The 19,429-nt window shown below is 66.7% G+C and carries 21 protein-coding genes; 13 read left to right on the top strand and 8 right to left on the bottom strand.

Annotated elements, in window-relative coordinates:
- Positions 1 to 179 precede the first annotated feature (179 nt).
- Positions 180 to 1,397, top strand: coding sequence for an RNA polymerase sigma factor (locus ACZK33_RS06340; protein WP_423175622.1), 1,218 nt, complete (start codon positions 180 to 182; stop codon positions 1,395 to 1,397).
- A gap of 51 nt (positions 1,398 to 1,448) precedes the next feature.
- On the opposite strand, the gene ACZK33_RS06335 is transcribed toward ACZK33_RS06340, so the two are convergent.
- Complete coding sequence (locus tag ACZK33_RS06335) at positions 1,449 to 2,012, bottom strand: EF-hand domain-containing protein (RefSeq protein ID WP_049398907.1); 564 nt, start codon at positions 2,010 to 2,012, stop codon at positions 1,449 to 1,451.
- A 156-nt stretch (positions 2,013 to 2,168) separates the two neighbouring features.
- On the opposite strand from ACZK33_RS06335, the gene ACZK33_RS06330 reads away from it, so the two are divergent.
- Positions 2,169 to 2,924, top strand: coding sequence for an arginyltransferase (locus ACZK33_RS06330; protein ID WP_423175620.1), 756 nt, complete (start codon positions 2,169 to 2,171; stop codon positions 2,922 to 2,924).
- A 38-nt stretch (positions 2,925 to 2,962) separates the two neighbouring features.
- Positions 2,963 to 4,168, top strand: a complete 1,206-nt coding sequence (locus tag ACZK33_RS06325; protein WP_049398906.1) for an endonuclease/exonuclease/phosphatase family protein — start codon at positions 2,963 to 2,965, stop codon at positions 4,166 to 4,168.
- A gap of 71 nt (positions 4,169 to 4,239) precedes the next feature.
- On the opposite strand, the gene purT is transcribed toward ACZK33_RS06325, so the two are convergent.
- Entirely contained in the window at positions 4,240 to 5,427 is a 1,188-nt protein-coding gene (gene purT, locus ACZK33_RS06320) for a formate-dependent phosphoribosylglycinamide formyltransferase (RefSeq protein ID WP_423175619.1), read from the bottom strand.
- A gap of 137 nt (positions 5,428 to 5,564) precedes the next feature.
- On the opposite strand from purT, the gene ACZK33_RS06315 reads away from it, so the two are divergent.
- The 5 genes from ACZK33_RS06315 to ACZK33_RS06295 are packed head-to-tail and all read left to right on the top strand — an operon-like array spanning position 5,565 to position 8,263.
- Entirely contained in the window at positions 5,565 to 6,446 is an 882-nt protein-coding gene (locus tag ACZK33_RS06315; RefSeq protein WP_100437534.1) for an SPFH domain-containing protein, read from the top strand.
- Between the two features lie 45 nt (positions 6,447 to 6,491).
- Positions 6,492 to 6,671, top strand: coding sequence for a type II toxin-antitoxin system antitoxin (locus ACZK33_RS06310; protein ID WP_065178114.1), 180 nt, complete (start codon positions 6,492 to 6,494; stop codon positions 6,669 to 6,671).
- Entirely contained in the window at positions 6,668 to 6,847 is a 180-nt protein-coding gene (locus ACZK33_RS06305) for a DUF4177 domain-containing protein (RefSeq protein ID WP_032127598.1), read from the top strand. Before ACZK33_RS06310 ends, ACZK33_RS06305 begins: the two co-directional genes overlap by 4 nt.
- Before the next feature lie 3 nt (positions 6,848 to 6,850).
- Positions 6,851 to 7,444, top strand: a complete 594-nt coding sequence (locus ACZK33_RS06300) for a PH domain-containing protein (protein WP_107433610.1) — start codon at positions 6,851 to 6,853, stop codon at positions 7,442 to 7,444.
- A gap of 9 nt (positions 7,445 to 7,453) precedes the next feature.
- Complete coding sequence (locus ACZK33_RS06295; RefSeq protein ID WP_423175617.1) at positions 7,454 to 8,263, top strand: M15 family metallopeptidase; 810 nt, start codon at positions 7,454 to 7,456, stop codon at positions 8,261 to 8,263.
- A 512-nt stretch (positions 8,264 to 8,775) separates the two neighbouring features.
- Here ACZK33_RS06295 and ACZK33_RS06290 read toward each other — a convergent pair.
- The 4 genes from ACZK33_RS06290 to ACZK33_RS06275 all read right to left on the bottom strand — a co-directional run bounded on the left by ACZK33_RS06290 (position 8,776) and on the right by ACZK33_RS06275 (position 12,408).
- Positions 8,776 to 9,147 carry a DUF423 domain-containing protein gene (locus ACZK33_RS06290; protein WP_019659313.1) on the bottom strand — a complete coding sequence of 124 codons (372 nt, stop codon included), beginning with the start codon at positions 9,145 to 9,147 and terminating at the stop codon, positions 8,776 to 8,778.
- Positions 9,148 to 9,250: 103 nt separating this feature from the next.
- Entirely contained in the window at positions 9,251 to 10,324 is a 1,074-nt protein-coding gene (locus ACZK33_RS06285) for a polyketide cyclase (RefSeq protein WP_032127602.1), read from the bottom strand.
- Between the two features lie 234 nt (positions 10,325 to 10,558).
- A complete protein-coding gene (locus ACZK33_RS06280) occupies positions 10,559 to 11,200 on the bottom strand; it encodes a response regulator (protein WP_006424175.1) in 642 nt (213 codons plus the stop codon).
- Positions 11,200 to 12,408, bottom strand: a complete 1,209-nt coding sequence (locus tag ACZK33_RS06275) for a sensor histidine kinase (protein ID WP_189720710.1) — start codon at positions 12,406 to 12,408, stop codon at positions 11,200 to 11,202. The genes ACZK33_RS06280 and ACZK33_RS06275 overlap by 1 nt, the downstream gene beginning before the upstream one ends.
- 149 nt (positions 12,409 to 12,557) lie before the next feature.
- Here ACZK33_RS06275 and ACZK33_RS06270 point away from each other — a divergent pair, with 149 nt between their 5' ends.
- From ACZK33_RS06270 to ACZK33_RS06250, 5 genes are read left to right on the top strand one after another with little or no spacing between them, the layout of a single operon-like run.
- On the top strand, positions 12,558 to 13,154 hold the full coding sequence (locus ACZK33_RS06270) for a GNAT family N-acetyltransferase (protein ID WP_032127604.1): 597 nt from the start codon (positions 12,558 to 12,560) through the stop codon (positions 13,152 to 13,154).
- Positions 13,100 to 13,948: a septum site-determining protein MinC gene (gene minC, locus ACZK33_RS06265; protein ID WP_050509775.1), complete on the top strand. Its 849-nt coding sequence runs from the start codon at positions 13,100 to 13,102 to the stop codon at positions 13,946 to 13,948. The genes ACZK33_RS06270 and minC overlap by 55 nt, the downstream gene beginning before the upstream one ends.
- 35 nt (positions 13,949 to 13,983) lie before the next feature.
- Positions 13,984 to 14,793 carry a septum site-determining protein MinD gene (gene minD / locus ACZK33_RS06260; protein WP_010483375.1) on the top strand — a complete coding sequence of 270 codons (810 nt, stop codon included), beginning with the start codon at positions 13,984 to 13,986 and terminating at the stop codon, positions 14,791 to 14,793.
- Between the two features lie 2 nt (positions 14,794 to 14,795).
- A complete protein-coding gene (gene minE, locus ACZK33_RS06255) occupies positions 14,796 to 15,056 on the top strand; it encodes a cell division topological specificity factor MinE (protein WP_004148073.1) in 261 nt (86 codons plus the stop codon).
- Between the two features lie 46 nt (positions 15,057 to 15,102).
- On the top strand, positions 15,103 to 15,582 hold the full coding sequence (locus tag ACZK33_RS06250; protein WP_049398895.1) for a hypothetical protein: 480 nt from the start codon (positions 15,103 to 15,105) through the stop codon (positions 15,580 to 15,582).
- Between the two features lie 226 nt (positions 15,583 to 15,808).
- On the opposite strand, the gene ACZK33_RS06245 is transcribed toward ACZK33_RS06250, so the two are convergent.
- Both ACZK33_RS06245 and ACZK33_RS06240 read right to left on the bottom strand, forming a co-directional pair.
- Positions 15,809 to 17,053, bottom strand: a complete 1,245-nt coding sequence (locus ACZK33_RS06245; RefSeq protein ID WP_423175614.1) for a DUF819 family protein — start codon at positions 17,051 to 17,053, stop codon at positions 15,809 to 15,811.
- A gap of 141 nt (positions 17,054 to 17,194) precedes the next feature.
- Positions 17,195 to 19,273 carry an alpha/beta hydrolase family protein gene (locus ACZK33_RS06240; RefSeq protein ID WP_423175613.1) on the bottom strand — a complete coding sequence of 693 codons (2,079 nt, stop codon included), beginning with the start codon at positions 19,271 to 19,273 and terminating at the stop codon, positions 17,195 to 17,197.
- Positions 19,274 to 19,429 lie beyond the last annotated feature (156 nt).

Here is a 19,429-nt window from a genome sequence, read left to right as displayed (position 1 = left end):
CAGCCGAAAAAGGGGACGGAGGGGATTAAGTCGTTTGAGGCACAAACGACTTAATCCCCTCCGTCCCCTTTTTTGTCATGAGGTTGCCGGCCAGCGGCCGGCACTACCGTGCAGAAGGCCGGTCACATTCGGCGCGCGGCTCCGTCTTGGGACACAATCCCAGCAGGAGAGCCGCCGCCATGACGACGTTCGCCGCATCGATCGACCAGACCCTGGAACGCGAACTGCCCGCCGCCGCCAGCGGTTGCCAGCATGCCTACGGCCGCATCGTGCTGGCCTGCCAGAACACGGTCACCGCCATCGCCCTGGCCATCACCCGCGACCGCCAGGCCAGCGAGGACATCGCCCAGGAGGCCTTCGTGAAGGGCTGGCAGCAGCTGCACCAGCTGCGCAGCTCGACCAGCTTCCTGCCCTGGCTGCGGCAGATCACCCGCAACCTGGCCCGCGACTGGCTGCGTGCACAACGTGGCCGGCCGCTGACCGGCGAAGCGGCCGAGGTGGCGATGGGCATGGCGGCCGACCCGGCCCCGGGCGCGGCCGACCGCCTGCAACGGGTGGAAGAAGAGATCGCCGCCGAGGACATCATTTCCGCGTTGCCGGCCGACAGCCGCGAAGTCCTGCTGCTGTACTACCGCGAAGGCCAGCGTTCGCAGCAGGTGGCCGACCTGCTGGGGCTCAGTGACGCAGCCGTGCGCAAGCGCCTGTCGCGTGCCCGCGCCCTGGTGCGCGACGGCCTGCTGCAGCGCTTCGGCGAATTCGCGCGCAGCAGCGCCCCGAGCGCGGCATTCGCCACTGCCGTGGTGTCGATGGTGCTGGTGGCCGCGCCCGGCACGGCCAGTGCTGCGGTGCTGCTCGGCACCGGTGTCGGCATCGGCGGCAGCAAGCTTGGCCTCGGCGGTGCCAGCGTTGCGGGCGGCACTGCGATGGGCTCGCTGACTGCCACGCTGGGCCAGCTGCACGTGCTGCCGGCCGAAAGCTGGGGGGCGGTGATCGGCGGTGTGGTCGGTGGAGCGATCGGCAGCTATCTGGGCGGACGCTTCCTGATGTCGTACACCGAAACGGCATCCGAGCGCGCCGACGTGCGCCGCTTCCTCTACCTCAACATCATCACCGGCATGTTCTGGTGCCTGGCGATCCTGCTGGCTGTGATGCTGCAGGCGCCGGTCTGGACGCAGCTGACGGTGCTGGCGGTAGGCCTGGGCGTGGTCAACTACCAGTGCCTGGTGCCGCTGCAGCGGGTGATGGCACCGATGATCGCGCGCGATTCGGCCCGCCGCGGACGCACCGGCATCAACTGGAAGTTCGAATCGATGTACGGCCGCACCGGCATCATCGCGATGAACCTGATGGTCATCGCGCTGGTGGTGTACTCACTGATGCGCAGCGGCCGCCTGTAACGGACAACGCCGGCAGTGCGCCGGCGTTGTCGTCATTCACTGCGTTGAACCTCAGCGCTGCGGCTTCGGCGCCGCGCCATCGCGCGGACCGCCGTGGCGCGGGCCACCGTGCATCGGGCCCTTGGCCGCGTCGAACTCGGCCTTGCTCAGCTGGCCATCCTTGTTGGTGTCGGCGGCGGCGAACCAGGCATCACGACGCTGCTTCATGCGCAGCTCGCGATCGGCCTTGTCCAGGTAACCGTCCTTGTTGAGGTCGAGCTCGTCGAAGCGCGCGGCCAGGCGCGGATCGGCCTTGGCTTCCTCGCGGCTGATGCGGCCGTCCTTGTTGACGTCCAGCTTGGCCCAGCGCTCACCGCCGTGGCCACCACGGCGACCGTGCTGCCAGCGCGGCAGCTCATCGCGCGAGAGCTTGCCGTCCTTGTTCTTGTCCAGCTCGTCGAACTTCGCGGCCAGGCGCGGGTTGGCAGCGGCTTCGCTGCGGTCGATGACGCCGTCGCCGTTGGTGTCCAGCTTGGCCGGGCGCTGCGCCGGCGCAGTCGGGGCATCGGCGGCCAGCGCGATACCGGTGGCGGAAGTGCCGAGCAGCAGGGCCAGCAGCAGGGGGGTACGGATCATGAGGTCACTCCTGGGGATGGGGATTGCGTCGGGGTGATCACTTCACCCTCGGGGGACAACAACGCCCGGGCGCGACATCGGTTGACGCCGCTGCCGGTTCCATTCATCCGGCGGACAGTCGCCGCCACTGCGACAGCCTGGGGCTATGCTGTGCCCATGGCGATACACGGCGACAGAGACGACGAACTGCGGCTTTTCCAGACCGGCGAGCACCCCTGCGGGTACTGGTCGGACCGGGTGGCGCGCGACCTGGTGCTGGACCCGCACGATCGCCGCCTTGGCGGCCTGTACCCGCTGGCGCTGAGCTGGGGCTTCCGCCGCAGCGGCGATCTGGTCTACCGGCCGCATTGCGCGCACTGCCAGGCCTGCGTGGCGGTGCGCATTCCGGTGGCGCGCTTCGCCCCGGACCGCAGCCAGCGCCGTTGTGCCGCCCGCAATGAAGACCTGGAGGTGCGGATCACCGCCGCCACCGCCCGCGACGACCTGTTCGCGCTGTACCACCGCTACCTCACCCACCGCCACGCCAATGGCGGCATGGATGACCACGGCCCGCACGAGTTCGAGCAGTTCCTGATCGGCAGCTGGTCGCACACCCGCTTCATGGAGATGCGCCTGCCCGGCCACGACGGCCAGCCCAGCCAGTTGCTGGGTGTGGCGGTGACCGACGTCACCGAGCACGGCCTGTCAGCGGTCTACACCTTCTTCGACCCGGAGCACGCCGCGCGCGGGCTGGGCACCTTCGCGATCCTGCAGCAGATCGAATGGGCCCGCCGCGAGGGCCTGCCGCACGTCTACCTGGGCTACTGGATCCGCGGCCACCAGAAGATGGACTACAAGCGCCGCTTCCATCCGCTGGAGGCCTACGACGGCCGCCGCTGGCACGATTTCGACGACGAACTGGACGGACGCTGACAAACCACTGACACCGGGCCGGGTGCACAATACGGCGCATGAACCTCCGACCCCAGACCCTCGCCCTGGCCCTGCTCTGCGGCGCCACCGCCCCCGCCTTCGCCACGTCCCCTGCGATGACCGAAAAGCCGTCCGCTGCGCTGCGCCTGGCCACCTACAACACCTCGCTGTACTCCGATGAGACCGGTGGCCTGATCAAGGAGCTGGAAGGCGACAGCGAGCACGCGCGCAAGATCGCCGCGGTGCTGCAGCAGGCACGCCCGGACCTGGTGCTGCTGAACGAATTCGATTTCGACGACGCCCACCGCGCCGCCGACCTGTTCCAGAAGCGCTACCTGGAAGTGGCCCAGCCCGGCGGCGGCAAGCCGCTGCACTTCGCCTACCGCTACCTGGCCCCGGTCAACACTGGCGTGCCCAGCGGCCTGGACCTGGACAACAACGGCGTGGTCGGCGGCGAAGGCCGCAGCCGCGGCAACGACGCGTGGGGCTACGGCCTGCACCCGGGCCAGTACGGCATGCTGGTGCTGTCGCGCTACCCGATCGATGAAGCCAAGGTGCGCAGCTTCCAGCTGCTGAAGTGGAGCGCGATGCCGGGCGCGATCCGTCCGGTCGACCCGCGCACCGGCAAGAGCTTCTACAACGACCATGTGTGGTCGCAGCTGCGGCTGTCGTCGAAGTCACATTGGGACGTGCCGGTGAAGACCCCGGCCGGCGTGGTCCACGCTCTGGTCTCGCACCCGACCCCGCCAGTGTTCGATGGCCCGGAAAAGCGCAACGCCGCGCGCAACCACGACGAACTGCGCCTGTGGCAGGAATACCTGTCCAAGGGTGACAAGCCGTGGCTGTGCGACGACAAGGGCCAGTGCGGTGGCCTGGCGCAGGACGCGCGCTTCGTGATCCTTGGCGACCTCAACAACGACCCGGTCGATGGTGATGGCCGCCATGAGGCGATCGTCGAACTGATCGAGAACGCCCGCGTGTTGCGCTACCCCACCCCGCGCAGCGTTGGTGGCGAGCAGACCAGCCTGGCCTATGCGGCCAAGGGCATCGAGCGCAAGGGCGCACCGTTCCATGCCACCGGCGATTTCGGCCCGAAGTCCGGCACCATGCGCCTGGACTACGTGCTGCCCTCCACCGGTTTCGAGTACATCGGCAGCGGCGTGTTCTGGCCGGCCAATGAAAGCCCGGAAGCGAAGATCGCCGATGGCAGCGACCATCACCTGGTGTGGGTGGATGTGAAATAACAGAAAGGGGACGGAGGGGATTAAGTCGTTTGTGCCACAAACGACTTAATCCCCTCCGTCCCCTTTTTGCTTTACGGGCGCAGTTCGACGCCGATGGCGTCGGCGGCATCACGCGCGATGGCGCGCGCTTCGTCGAGGGTTTCCGCGCGCGCCAAGGTCACGCCCACGCGGCGATGGCCGTGCACGCTCGGCTTGCCGAACAGGCGCACGGCGGTGTCCGGCACCTGCAGGGCGGCGGCGACGTTGTTGAAGTACGGCACGCCCTCGCCATGCGCCAGCAGCGCGCACGAGGCCGACGGCCCGCTCTGGCGGATCACCGGGATCGGCAGGCCAAGGATGGCGCGCGCGTGCAGCGCGAACTCGCTCAGTTCCTGCGAAACAAGCGTCACCAGGCCGGTGTCGTGCGGGCGCGGCGACACTTCGCTGAACCACACCTCGTCGCCCTTCACGAACAGCTCAACACCGAACAGGCCCCAGCCACCGAGGTCATCGGTGATCGCACGCGAGATCTCTTCGGCACGCGCCAGTGCCGCGCTCGACATCGGCTGCGGCTGCCAGCTCTCGCGGTAGTCGCCGTCCTTCTGCAGATGGCCGATCGGCGCGCAGAACGAGGTGCCGCCGGCATGGCGCACGGTCAACAGGGTGATCTCGTAGTCGAAATCGATGAAACCTTCGACGATGCAGCGGCCGGCACCGGCACGGCCACCGGTCTGCGCATAGTCCCAGGCGGGTGCGATGTCCGCCTCGCTGCGCAGGGTGCTTTGGCCCTTGCCCGAGGACGACATCACCGGCTTGACCACGCACGGCAGGCCGATGGCGGCCACGGCGGCGCGGTACTCGGCTTCGGTATCGACGAAGCGGTACGGCGAGGTCGGCAGGCCCAGGGTCTCGGCGGCCAGGCGGCGGATGCCTTCGCGGTCCATGGTCAGGCGCGCGGCGCGCGCGGTCGGGATCACCCGCAGGCCCTGCTCCTGTTCCAGCTGGACCAGGGTTTCGGTGTGAATGGCCTCGATCTCCGGCACCACCAGGTGCGGCTGCTCCTGGGCGATCAGGGCACGCAGGGCCATCGCATCGAGCATGTCGATCACGTGCGAGCGGTGCGCGACCTGCATGGCCGGGGCATCGGCATAGCGGTCGGCGGCGATCACTTCCACGCCCAGCCGCTGTAGCTCGATGGCCACCTCCTTGCCGAGTTCGCCCGAACCCAGCAGCAGCACGCGGGTGGCGGAGGGGGACAACGGAGTTCCAAGCTTGGCCATGGCGGTTCCAGCAGCGATGTGAAGGCGGGTGGGCATTCTAGCTGGCCGACTGTCCCGGCCACGGCATCCGACGAACGGTATTCGATAAGTGATATCACTTTGATATCTTCATTCCGAACCCTCAAGGACGTACTGCCATGAAAGAGAAGTCGCTGTCTTCCCTCAACGGCCTCGGCACGCTGGCCGGCGCCCTGCTTGTCGCCCTCGCCGGCGGCGCCCTGTTCGTACTGGGGGTAGCAGCCAAGGCCAGCACCGGCTCGCCCAACCTGCTGCTGATGCTGGCAGGCATCCTGATGGCGGCGCTGGCGATCTTCGCCCTGGCCGGCCTGTACACGGTCCAGCCCAACCAGGCGGCGGTGCTGAGCCTGTTCGGCAAATACGTGGGCACCGTGAAGGACAACGGCCTGCGCTGGAACAACCCCTTCTATGCCAAGCGCCGGGTCAGCCAGCGCGTGCGCAACTTCGAGAGCGGCAAGCTGAAGGTCAACGAGCTGGATGGCAGCCCGATCGAGATCGCGGCGGTGATCGTCTGGCAGGTGGTCGATGCCTCCGAGGCGGTCTACAACGTGGACGACTACGAGAGCTTCGTGCACATCCAGTCCGAATCGGCGCTGCGCGCGATGGCCACCAGCTACCCCTACGACCAGCATGAGGATGGTCAGCTGGCCCTGCGCAGTCATGCCAGCGAGATTTCCCAGCACCTGAAGAACGAACTGGCCGAGCGCCTGGCCGACGCCGGCGTGCAGGTGATCGATGCACGCATCAGCCACCTCGCCTACGCCGCTGAAATCGCCCAGGCGATGCTGCAGCGGCAGCAGGCCAACGCGGTGATCGCCGCACGCACGCGCATCGTTGCCGGTGCGGTCGGCATGGTCGAGATGGCCCTGGCCGAACTGCAGAAGAACGGCGTGGTGCAGCTGGACGAGGAACGCAAGGCGCACATGGTCAGCAACCTGCTGACCGTGCTGTGCTCGGACCGCGGCACCCAGCCGATCGTCAATGCAGGCTCGCTGTACTGAGCCACCCTCGCAACGGGGCGCCCCACCGCCCCGCCAGGAGCCCCCATGAGTGAGAAGAAAGCCTATCCGCTGCGCATCAATGCCGAGGTCCTGGCCGCGGCGCAGCGCTGGGCTGATGACGAACTGCGCAGCCTCAACGCGCAGATCGAGTACGTGCTGCGCGACGCCCTGCGCAAGGCAGGACGCCTGCCCAAACCCACGCCATCGTCGGAGGACAAGGAATGAGCAAGCGCTGGAGCTACCAGACCATCGAGGTCAAGACCTCCATGATGGGCGTACTCAAGGCCGAGGATGTCCAGGCTGAGCTGAGCCGGCAGGGCCAGCTGGGCTGGGAGCTGGTCAACATCATCATCCCGGCGCCGATGCGCCCGGCGATGCTGGTGTTCAAGAAGGAGGCCTGAACCATGGGCGGCAGTGACCCGAAACCCTTTGACGTGGCCGAGAGTTCGCCGCTGCGCGTGCTGTGGATCGTGCTGCCGCTGCTGGCTGCCTTCGTGGCCTGCCTGTATGCGCAGCTGTACAAGGCACCGGCGAACGCACCCTGGATCGAAGTAACGCTGTCGCCGCCCTGGTTCCGGATGGGCGGCAGTGCGGCATGGAGCCTGATCGTCATCGCTGTACTCGCTGTCGGGCTGGGGGCCGCATTCTTCCGCCGCCGGGTGGAACTGGCCGGCGATGTGCTGGACGTGCGCTCGACGATGTATCGGCGGCGGGTGCCGGTGGCGCAGTTGCGGCTGGACCAGGCCGAGGTGGTCGACCTGCAGCGTGACCGCCGCTATGGCATCCGTGTCAAAACCAATGGCTATTCAATGCCTGGCTTCTACTCGGGCCACTTCCGCCTGCAGGGAGGCGGCAAGGGCTTCGCCCTGGTTACCGACCGTGCGCGTGTCCTCGCCCTGCCGGTCAGTGATGGCAGCACGCTGCTGCTCAGCGTGGACCGGCCGCAGGCGCTGCTCGATGCACTGCGCAAGGTGGCCGCGTCGGCACCACGGCAGTAAGCTGAGGCGATGCAACGACGCCTGCCCCTGCTGATCAACACCGAGGCCATCGAGCTGTGGCCCGCCCACCTGTTGCGCGCACGCAGCAACCTGGATGCACGCCTGCTGTCGCAGGCGCAGTGGGTGCTGCGGCGCAAGCGTGATGGCCGCTATCTGGCGGCGGTACTGCCGCACGGCGTGCATTCGATGGTGCCGCGCCTGCCGCGCGAGCCCGGGGTCGAGGATGCACTGGCGCTGCTGGACACCGCGGTTGCACGGCCCTTCGGCGCCGGACTGGAAGATCAGTGGCTGCCGCTGGCCGGGTTGCAGCAGCGCCTGCAGCAGCTTGGCCTGGACCCGCAGCGCTACGCCGACGATAGCGGCCTGCCGCTGGAACCCGAACCCTGCCTGCTGCATTTTGCCGGCCGCGATCGCTTCGCCCGCCCGCTGTGGCTGCGCCGTGGCGCCGCGCAGGGCTGGCGACGGATGCGACTGCATGCGGCACAGGATGGCATTGCGCTGGACGCCATCTCCGGCTTCCGCAGCCATGCCTACCAGTTGGGCATCTTCGAACGAAAACTGGCGCGCGGCCTGAGCGTGGCGGAGATCCTGAAGGTCAATGCCGCACCGGGTTTCAGTGAACACCACAGCGGCCATGCGCTGGACATCGGTACACCGGGCGACGCCCCGGCTGAAGAATCGTTCGAAGCCACCGACGCGTTTGCGTGGCTGCAGGCGAATGCCGGTGGGCATGGCTTCCAGCTGAGCTACCCGCGCGACAACCCGCATGGGATCGTCTACGAACCTTGGCACTGGTGCTGGAGACCGGCCAACGGCTGAGCCCCTCGTGGCGAAAGCCTGAAGCAGTCAATGCATGGCCGCGGGCGGGATGAACTTGCGGGGGCCGCCGTGAATCCGTCCGTGGAGGCTTGGGCGCCGCATCCATGCGGCTTACACCCCCGCAAGCCCACCCCGCCCGCGTCCTGGAATTATTCCGCGTGCGTCCGCCACGGAATGGAACAAGAGAGCAAAGACAAAAGCGGGTCGCTTCGCTCGAAGCCCCTGTAACGGATCAGCGCGCGGCTGTTGGGTCCGCCTTCAAGCGAGCCGAGCACCGCAGGTCCGACGAGGGCGAAGAGGTGCGTGCGATTCTGTAGAGCCGAGCCATGCTCGGCTGCTCTCCGCACCGTCCCTCGACGGGCCGAGGAGCACAGGGGACCGGTGCGCAGCACCGGCTCGCGGCCGGCGGCGCGTTTCTTTTGGTTACTTTTCTTTTCGCGCGAAAAGAAAAGTAACGCCCATGAACCATCACGATCGCATCAGCATGGATCGAAGCGACAACGTCGACTCAGTCACCGCCTCAACGCATTGATCGCCAGCAGCACCCATCCGGCCATCATGCTGGTGCCACCGATCGGTGCCATCCGCGTCGGCCACTGCCACAACGCACCGCCCACCAGGCTGCCGGAAAACAGCAGCACGCCCAGCAGCAGCACGTACAACGCCAGGTGCGCGATCGCGCCCTGCGCGCGCGGCCCGAGCGCCACCAGTACCGCGCCATGCGCGAACGCATAGAGCGCCGCCATGTTCAGATGCTGCTGCGCCAGCGGGTCGGCCACACCGTGCGAGGCATAGGCCGACAGGCCGATAGAGGCGGCGGCCAGCAGCGCCCCCAGGCAGGCCAGCAGTGATGGCTTACGTGCGCGACGTTCGAGATTGAACATGTGGGCTCCTTGCGCAGCGCCCTTGCCGGGCGCCAGATGAAAAAAAACGCGCCGCAATGAGCGGCGCGTTTTCGTGTCCAACACTACATGGGTCAGCCGAGGCTTACTTGACGGCCCAGTAGATGTCGTAGGTCGCTTCCGGGGTGAACGACTTGTCCAGACCGTCCTTCCAGGTTTCGTACGGGCGATCGACCACTTCCGAACCGTTGGTCACAGCCCAGGCACGCAGGCCGTTGCGGGCCACGTCCAGACCCGCCATGTGGCCGGTGTAGGCGGCATGCGCCGAACGGTGCGGGGCCACGTGCACGTACTTGACCGGAGCGCCGCCGTCGATCTTGACGGTCAGCTCTTCAGCGGTGGCACCTTCAGCACCCTTCTTCTTCACCGGCTGGGCGATGTCGAAGGCGTACTTCTCCTGACCGAAATCGGTGGTGATGATGCGGAACGGACCGGCGGCTTCAAGGCCGTTGGCCTCCATCACGCGCTTGATCCACTCCTGGTTGTCCTTGATGGACTTGGTGATCGTGTCCTGACCGCGGTCCACGTTACCGGCGTTGACGACCAGCAGGTCTTCAGCCGGCACATTGACGATGGCCAGATCGGTCAGCGGGGCTTCCGGGGTGCGGTAGTCCACGTTCGGGACGCTGGCCAGCATGTTGGCCATACGCGACAGACCCATCTTGATGTCGTCGCCGATCTGGCGGCTGACATACAGGCCGGCATAACGGCCGAACAGGTCGAAGCCGTACTTCACCGAGTAGTCCTGGGTGATCTTGACGTTGCGGCCACCCTTGCCGGTCGGCTCCAGCGTGAAGGTGGTGATCTTGTCGTGACCCTTGGTGGCGTCATCGATGGCGATCGCAACACGCTTGTTCTCTTCGGCTTCGGTGATCTTCCAGGAACCGGTGCCCAGGTCCTTGGAGGTGAAGTCGAGGGTGGCACCGACGCCGGAGGCCGGGCCGGACAGCTTCAGTTCAACGGCGGGATCGCGCAGTACCAGCGGGTTCCAGTCCTTGAAGCGGCGCAGGCTGCTGACCGTGTCGTACACGATCGTCATCTTGCGGTTGGTCTCGATGCTTTCGGTGATGTGACGCTCGCCCGGCAGACATACGCCAATGATGACGAACAGGCCAGCCACGATCCCCAAGGCGATCAGGAACTCGATAATACGGGTCATTCAGAGAGTCTCCGGGGCCGATCCCACGGCCGGGTTGATTGAAGCGAAGCGCCAATCCTAGCAGGCTTCGCGGGCATTGTTTATCGGGATTGGCGCACCGGTTTCCCTGCCGGCTGCGTATTTGTATGGACAAAGAATTCGAAGGGTACCGCATACCGATACCCGTGAAGTAGAGGGCAACCCCACCCGAGGGCCATGACTGGACCTCAAGTCATTGTCCTGAAAAGGTTTTCCTCAGACCAGCTGGAGTTCGAACGCCTTCAGTACGGCGCGCGTACGGTCGCGCACGCCCAGCTTGGACAGGATGTTGGACACATGGTTCTTGATGGTGCCTTCGGCCACACCCAGCGAGTTGGCGATCTCCTTGTTGGAGAAGCCACTGGCCATCAGGCGCAGGATCTCGGTTTCGCGGTCGGTCAACGGGTCCGGGCGGTCCAGGCTGACGAACTCGTTGCGCATGTGCTCCAGGCCGGACAGCAGGCGCTGGGTCACGGCCGGCTGCACCAGCGAACCGCCGTCGGCCACGGTGCGGATGGCACCGACCAGCTGCGCCAGGGTCACGTCCTTGAGCAGGTAGCCCTTGGCTCCGGCCTTGAGCCCGGCCAGCACCAGCTGGTCGTCATCGAAGGTGGTGAGGATGATGGTCGGTGGCAGCTGCTCCTGGCGCGACAGCACCTGCAGCGCCTCCAGCCCGGACATCACCGGCATGCGCATGTCCATCAGCACCACGTCGGGGCGCACCTGCGGTATCAGTTCGACCGCCTGCCGGCCATCGCCGGCCTCGGCCACCACCTCGATACCGTCGTCGAGCGCCAGCAGGGAGCGGATTCCCTGCCGCACCAGGGTTTGGTCGTCGACCAGGCAGACGCGAATCATCAACGCACTCCTTCAGGAACCTTGGTAAGGGCGGCCACCAGCACCGTTGCCGGCACCGTCGCCCGCAGCCGGAAGCCTTCGCCGGGACGGGTCTCGACCTGCAGCTGGCCACCACATTGTTGCAGGCGCTCGCGCATGCCGCGCAAGCCATTGCCCACATTGACCATTTCCGCGCCGACGCCGTCGTCGCGGGCCTCCACCACCACCCGGTCGGGGGCTTCACGGTACACCTTGATCCACAGGTGGCGGGCACCGGCGTGGCGCACTGCATTGGTGATGATCTCCTGGGTGCAGCGCAGCAGCACGTGGGCCCGCTGCGGGTCCTCCACATTCAGGGGATCCTCGATCTCCAGCTGGATGTCCAGCGAGGGCACGTTCTCGGTCAGCGGGCGCAGCGCCGCAGCCAGGTCGATGGCACCGGTCTCGCGCAGCTGGCTGACCACCTCGCGCACGTTGCCCAGCAGCAGCTTGGCCAATGCGTGGGAACGCTTCACATGCTCCAGCGCCTTGCCGTCGGCCAGGTGGCCGGCCACTTCCAGGTTCAGGGTCAGCGCAGTCAGCTGGTGGCCCAGCAGGTCATGCAGCTCGCGCGAGATGCGGGTGCGCTCATTGACCCGGGCGCTTTCGGCCAGCAGGGCGCGGGTGGCACGCAGTTCCGAATTGAGCCGGCGCTGTTCGTCGCGGGCCTCGGCCTGGCGGCGGGCCACCAGCGCGATCACGAACACGAAGCTGGAGAAGCCCATGTAGCCCACCGCCTGCAGCACGGCGATGAACGGTGGGAAGCCCAGCGGCTGGATATAGACCGGCAACACTGCCAGGTTGCTGGCCACCAGCCAGACCACGCCGATGCGCGGCCCCAGCAGCCATGGCAGCAGGCCGGCCACCACCATCAACAGGATGCTGCCCAGCGCGGTACCGGAAAAATAGCTTACGCCGATCGCGCAGGCGGTCAGCAGGATCAGCGCCGCGTGGTCGAAGAAGCCCGGACGGCCCTCGCCCAGCGAGCGGGTCAGCGCCCAGTACACGATGCCGAAAGCCAGGTAGGCCGAGGCCCAGGGAATGATGCGGAAGCCGGCTTCGCCGTCCAGCGTCTCCAGCGTCAGCGAGACAGGATCGATCAGGTAGATCGCGAGCCAAAGGCCGACGGTGCCCCAGGTGAACAACCCGGAGTAGCGCAGCATCGCATTGTGGTTCAGTCGGGCCAGCATCCCTCATCGTAGCCCGTGCACGGCCGCTCCCAAGCGCCGAAAGTCATGCTCGGGCATATCCCCTGTTCATGCCGCAGCCCACCCCGGGCATGCAATAATCGTGCGCAGGGTCCCTTGATGGACCAACCGCGTTACCCCACGGAGTCACAATGTCGATTGTCATCCGCGACGTGCGCGAGCACGAGCTCGATTCCGTCCTGGCTTTGAACAACAACGCTGGCCTGGCCATCCTTCCCCTGGATGCGGCCCGCTTGCGCCTGTTCTACGAAACCGCTGAGTATTTCCGCGTCGCCGAGCGCGACGGCAACCTGGCCGGCTTCCTGATCGGCTTCGGCAGCGACAGCCAGCACGACAGCAGCAACTTCGCCTGGTTCAAGCAGCAGCTGGACACCCCGTTCTTCTATATCGACCGCATCGTGGTCGCCAGCCGCCGTCGTGGCGGTGGCGTCGGCCGTGCGTTCTATGCCGACGCGCAGAGCTTTGCCGAGCTGCGCTACCCGCAGATGACCTGCGAAGTCTTCCTCGACCATGGCGCCGATGCCGCCCTGCTCTTCCACGGCAGCTTCGGCTTCCGCGAGCTGGGCCAGAACACCATGCCGCAGGTCGACGTGCGCGCCAGCATGCTGGCCAAGGAACTGTGCAGCTACCCGTGGGTCCAGGAGACCTACGGCGGCAAGCTGCCGGATGTGGCATGGACACGTGCCCGGCATCTGCCGGCGCAGGCACAGCGGCCGACGGGGACCTGAGCGTGGCGGTGAATTTCGATTACGAACAGGCCGGTGAACTGAAGATCGGCCAGGTGGGCATCGCCAACCTGCGCATCCGTACCCTTGATGTCGAACGCCTCGTGCAGGAAATGCGCGAACGCGTCACCCGTGCGCCGAAACTGTTCGGCCGCGCCGCGGTGATCCTCGACTTCGGCGGCCTGAGCCAGGTGCCGGACGTGGCTACCGCGCAGGCGCTGGTCGATGGCCTGCGCAGTGCCGGCGTGCTGCCGGTGGCGCTGGCCTATGGCACCAGCGCGGTCGACCTGCTCTCGCAGCAGCTCGGGCTGCCACTGCTGGCCAAGTTCCGCGCTCAGTACGAGCGTGCCGAGGCCGAGCCGGCCCCGCCGCCGCCGCCCGCGCCGGAACCGCGTCGCGCAGCCCGTGCCGAACCGAAGCCGGCGCCGGCCACGCCGGTGGCCAAGGTTGCCGACGCCGCCGCACCGCAGCCGGGCCGCATGCAGCTGGGCAACGTGCGTTCGGGCCAGCAGCTGTACGCGGAAAACTGCGACCTGACCGTGATGGCCACCGTCGGCGCCGGCGCCGAGGTCATCGCCGATGGCAGCATCCACATCTACGGCACCCTGCGCGGCCGTGCGCTGGCAGGGGCACAGGGCAACACCGCGGCACGCATCTTCTGCCGTGATTTCCATGCGGAACTGGTCGCCATTGCAGGCCACTACAAGGTACTGGACGATGTCCCGGACTCCCTGCGCGGCAAGGCCGTGCAGGTGTGGCTGGAACAGGACCAGATCAAGATCGCTGCGCTGGACTGACGCAGCACCCAAACAGAATCATCAGGAGAAGTCCTTTGGCTGAAATCATCGTAGTCACCTCCGGCAAGGGCGGCGTCGGCAAGACCACTTCCAGCGCGAGCCTGGCCTGCGGCCTGGCACGGCGCGGCAAGAAGGTGGCGGTGATCGACTTCGACGTCGGCCTGCGCAACCTCGACCTGATCATGGGCTGCGAACGCCGCGTGGTGTACGACTTCGTCAACGTCGTGCACGGCGAAGCGACCCTCAAGCAGGCCCTGATCAAGGACAAGCGCTTCGAGAACCTGTACGTGCTGGCCGCCTCGCAGACCCGCGACAAGGACGCACTGACCCAGGAAGGCGTGGGCAAGGTCCTGAAGGACCTGGCCGCCGACGGCTTCGATTACATCATCTGCGACTCCCCGGCCGGCATCGAGAAGGGCGCCTTCCTGGCGATGTACTTCGCCGACCGTGCCGTGGTGGTGGTGAACCCGGAAGTGTCGTCGGTGCGCGACTCGGACCGCATCATCGGCCTGCTCGACTCGAAGACCCACAAGGCCGAGTCCGGCCAGGACGTGCCGGCCTTCCTGCTGCTGACCCGCTACACCCCGCTGCGCGTGGAAAGCGGCGAGATGCTCAGCATCGCCGACGTCGAGGAAGTGCTCGGCCTGAAGGCGATCGGCGTGATCCCCGAGTCGGGTGACGTGCTCAACGCCTCCAACAAGGGCGAGCCGGTCATCCTGGATGTCGAGTCCGCAGCCGGCCAGGCCTACGACGACGCCGTCGCGCGCATCCTCGGCGAAGAACGCCCGATGCGCTTCACCAACGTCGAGAAGAAGGGCTTCTTCAGCAAGCTGTTCGGAGGGTAAGCATGGGCCTGTTTGATTTCCTCAAAGCGAAGAAGACCACCGCCGAAACCGCCAAGAACCGCCTGCAGATCATCATCGCGCAGGAGCGCAGCAACCGCGGCGGCCCCGATTACCTGCCGCTGCTGCAGCGCGAGCTGCTGGAAGTGATCAAGAAGTACGTGAACATCGACGTCGATGCAGTGAAGGTCGACCTGGTGAAGGATGGCCAGCACGATGTGCTGGACATCTCCGTGGCGCTGCCTGAAGGCCCGGACAAACCCTGATGCTCTGCCCCGCCCGTGCCTGCACGGGCGGGGCTGCCTGACCCGCATGACCGATACGACAACCGCCGTGGACATCACCTGCGTGGGCGACATCGCCTTCGCTGATGCGCAGTGCCTGCTCGCCGCGCATGGCCTGCAGCTGCACCACGTCGCGGCCGGTGAACCGATTCCCGGCAGCTACTGGGGCGAACCCGAGGCCGGCATCATCGCCAGCAACGTGTACGTGCGCGATGACACGCCCGTGCACTCGATGCTGCACGAAGCCTGCCATCTGATCGTGCTGCCGCCGGAGCGGCGTGCGCAGGTGCATACCGACGCCACCGACTCGGTGGCCGAGGAAGATGCCACCTGCTACCTGCAGATCGTGCTGGCCGGGCAGCTGCCTGGCGTTGGCAGTGCGCGGTTGATGGCCGACATGGATGCCTGGGGGTATACGTATCGGCTGGGGTCTACGAAAGCGTGGTTTGAAGAGGACGCCGAAGACGCGAAAGCGTGGCTGGTCGAACGCGGGTTGCCGGTGGCGTAAAGCCGCGGGCGCGGTTGGCCACGGGCGCGTGGCGACGCGCCGGACCTTGCGGCGCCCCTCTTTTCACTCGGCGCGGTTCGAGCAGGACGCCGAAGACGCGAAGGCGTGGTTGATCGAACGCGGATTGCCGGTGGCGTAACGCATCGGTAGTGCCGGCCGTTGGCCGGCAACCAGGCGATGCTTTCCAGGTTCAGGAGGTTGCCGGCCAGCGGCCGGCACTACCCCATCAGCCCTGCCCTGCCAGCGCGCGCAGGGTAATGCCGACGATGTAGGCCAGGTAGGTGCCGGTGGCGTAGCCCATCGTGCCCAGCAACACGCCCACCGGCGCCAGGGCCGGATGGAACGCTGCAGCCACCACCGGCGCCGAAGCCGGGCCACCGATGTTCGACTGCGAACCGATCGCGAAGTAGAAGAACGGCACTTTCAGCAGCTTGCCCAGGCACCACAGCAGCGCGATGTGCACGGCAATCCAGATCAGGCCGAGCAGGAACAGCCACGGGCGGTCCAGCAGCGCCTGCAGATCCATCTGCATGCCGATGCAGGCAATCAGGAAGTACAGCAGCAGCGAACCCAGCCGCGAGGCGCCCGCACCTTCCAGCGTGCGTGCACGGGTGAAGCTCAGGCTCAGGCCCAGCGTGGTCGACAGCACCACCACCCACACGAACGGCACATCCAGGCTGAACTGCGGGGCCCAGCTGACATTGGCCTTGAACCATGCTGCCAGCGGCGCACCGATCGCGTGTGACAGACCCACGCCGCCGAAGGCCACTGCCACGATCAGCATCAGGTCGGTGAGGCTGGGAACGCGCTCATGCTCGGCCTGGAAGCGCGCAATGCGCTCCTTCAGCTCATCGATGGCCGACGTGTCGGCACCGCTGCGCGCGTCGATCTTCGCTGCGCGCCCGGCCAGGAAGATCAGCGCGGCCATCCACACGTAACCGACACCGACATCGACCACGGCGAACTGGCCGAACGTGGTGGCGTTGACGTCGAAGACTTCGCGCATCGCCAGCATGTTGGCCCCGCCACCGATCCAGCTGCCGGCCAATGCGGCCATGCCGGCCCAGGTGTCACCGGCCACCGTTTCCGGGTGCAGCGCGCGCATCACCAGGAAAGCCACCACCGCACCGAGCATGATGCTGGCGGACGCACCCAGGTACATCAGCACCAGCTTCGGGCCGAGCCGCAGGATGCCTTTGATGTCCACCGCCAGGGTCAGCAGGATCAACGCTGCCGGCAGCAGGATGTCGCGTGCGATCGGGTTGTAGAGCCTGGTGTTCTGGCCGTCGATCAGGCCGACGGTGTTGTAGATGCCGGGAATCAGGTAGCACAGCAGCAGTGCCGGCACGAAGGTGTAGAAGCGTTTCCACAGGCCCTGTTCGCGCGAGGCGGTCCAGAACACGGCGCCCAGGGTGGCGGCGATCAAACCGAAGACGACGATGTCGTTCTGGATCAGGGCAGTCGAGGGCATGCAGGCGCTCTGGGTAGAGCCGGCCGCTGGCCGGCTGCTGTTGGCGGCAGATCAGGAAGGTGTTCCGACCAACGGTCGGCACCCACCGGTACAGCAGATGGCGAAACAAAAGCGCCGCCCCGAAGGGCGGCGCTGCAGTCATCAGTTGCCGATGTGCTGCTTCAGCCAGGCATTGACGGTGTCATGCCACAGGATGCTGTTGTTCGGCTTCAGCACCCAGTGGTTCTCATCCGGGAAGTACAGGAACTTCGATTCGATGCCCTGGCGCTGGGCGGCGGTGAACGCGGCCAGGCCCTGCTCGACCGGAATACGGAAGTCCTGCTGGCCGTGGATGACCAGGATCGGCTTCTTCCAGTCCGCCACGTGGTTGACCGGGTTGAACTTCTCGTAGTTCGCCGCCTTCTGGTACGGCGTACCGCCCTGCTCCCACTCGGTGAACCACAGTTCTTCGGTGGCGTAGCCCATCATGCGCTGGTCGAACACGCCGTCATGGTTGACCAGGCACTTGAACGGGCCGTTCCAGTTGCCGGCGATCCAGTTGACCATGAAGCCGCCGTAGCTGGCGCCCAGCGCACAGGCCTTGTCACCGTTGAGGAAGGAATACTTCTTCAGCGCCGCTTCCCATCCCTTCTGCAGGTCTTCCAGCGGGCGGTCGCCCCAGTGCTGGCTGATCGCATCGGTGAAGGCCTGGCCATAGCCGGTGGAGCCGTGGAAGTCGATCATCACCACGGCGTAGCCCTGGCCCGCATAGGTCTGCGGATTCCAGCGGTAGCTCCAGCCATTGCCGAAGCTGCCCTGCGGGCCGCCGTGGATCAGGAACGCGACCGGGTACGACTTGCCTTCCTGGTAGTTGTGCGGCTTGACCACATAGCCGTGCACGGTGTCGTTGTTCCAGCCCTTGAACTCGAACTGTTCGTAGTCACCGAAGCTGACGTCCTTGAGCACGTCGCCAGCGGCCGGGGTCAGCGCGCGCAGCTCGCCGATGGCTTCGCCGGCGGCCGGCAGCAGGCCGACCAGCACCTGGTCGTTGCTCTTCAGGCTGTTGCGGGTGATCGCCACGCTGGTGCCGGCCACGTCCACCGAGGTCACGCTGCCGTCGCCGATCAGCTTGGTGGCCTTGCCGCTGGCCACGTCGATCTGGAACAGCGGGTGCTCGCCGAGGTCATCGGCGGTGGTGTAGATGCTGGCGCCGTCGGCGGAAAGGGTGATGCCGCCAGCCGAGCGATCCCATTGCGGCGCGATCTCACGGCTCTTGCCGCTGGCCAGGTCCATCGCCATCAGGCCGAAACGGTCGGCCTCGAAGCCCGGGCGCTTCATCGCACGGTAGAACAGGGTCTTGCCGTCGGCACTGAACACCGGGCCGGCATCCCAGGCCGGATTGGAGGCGGTCAGATTGACCGGCGCCTGCTTGCCCGCAGCGTCGAAGCGGTACAGGTCGAAGTTGGTCGACCACGGCTCCTGCTTGCCGGCCACGCGGATGCTGGCCACCACGCTGGCGCCATCCGGCGACCACGCGAAATCGTCATTGCCACCGAACGGCTTGGACGGTGCATCGCCGTCGATGGTCGCGCTCAGCGCCGAGGCGCCCTTGACCGCCCCGGCCTTGCCTGCCGGCAGCGGTGCCACGAACAGGGTGTTGCGGCGGCCGTCGTTCCAGGCATCCCAGTGGCGCACGAACAGCGAATCCCACACCTGGCCGCTGGCCTTGGCGTCCTTCTTTTCCTTCAGCTTCTTCTCGGTGCAGGCCAGATCCGAGGCACAGGCCTGGAACACGCCGGCACTGAACAGCACGCGGTCGTCCTGCGGCGATACGTGGTAGCTGTCCACGTCCACCGGGAAGTCGGTCAGCTGGCGCGGGGTGCCGCCGTTGATCGGCTGCGCGTACAGCTGCTGGCTGCCGTTCTTGGCACTGAGGAAATACACGGTCTGGCCATCGGCCGACAGCGACGCGGAATTGACGCTCCAGCCAGCCGGGGTGATCTGCTTCGGCGGAGCGGCGTCACGCGTGCGCAGGTTGCGCGCGAACAGCGCGGTGGAGGCCTTCAGGTTGGCGTCCACGCTGCGCTTGGCGAACACCACAGTGCCACCGTCCGTGGTCAGTACCGGCGCGGAGACGCGGTCCATGGCCACCATGTCGCGGACTTCCAGGCCACGGGCAGCGGCAACGCTGGGCAGGGCAGCCAGCAGGCTCAGTGGCAGCAGGGCATGACGCAGTTTCATCGGGGTCTCCGCAGGACGGCAAAAAACCGATGGTAGGCCCGTGCGGCCGGGGCTGCCAAGGCCATCGGTCATGGCTGCCCGCGGGGTTGGCCCCGCCGCCAGAAAAAGCAAACCGCGCCGTAGCGCGGTTTGCGGTAGTGCCGGCCGCTGGCCGGC

The organism is Stenotrophomonas sp. 86156_Sma, from assembly GCF_056481625.1.
This window is presented reverse-complemented; position numbering and strand designations above follow the sequence as displayed.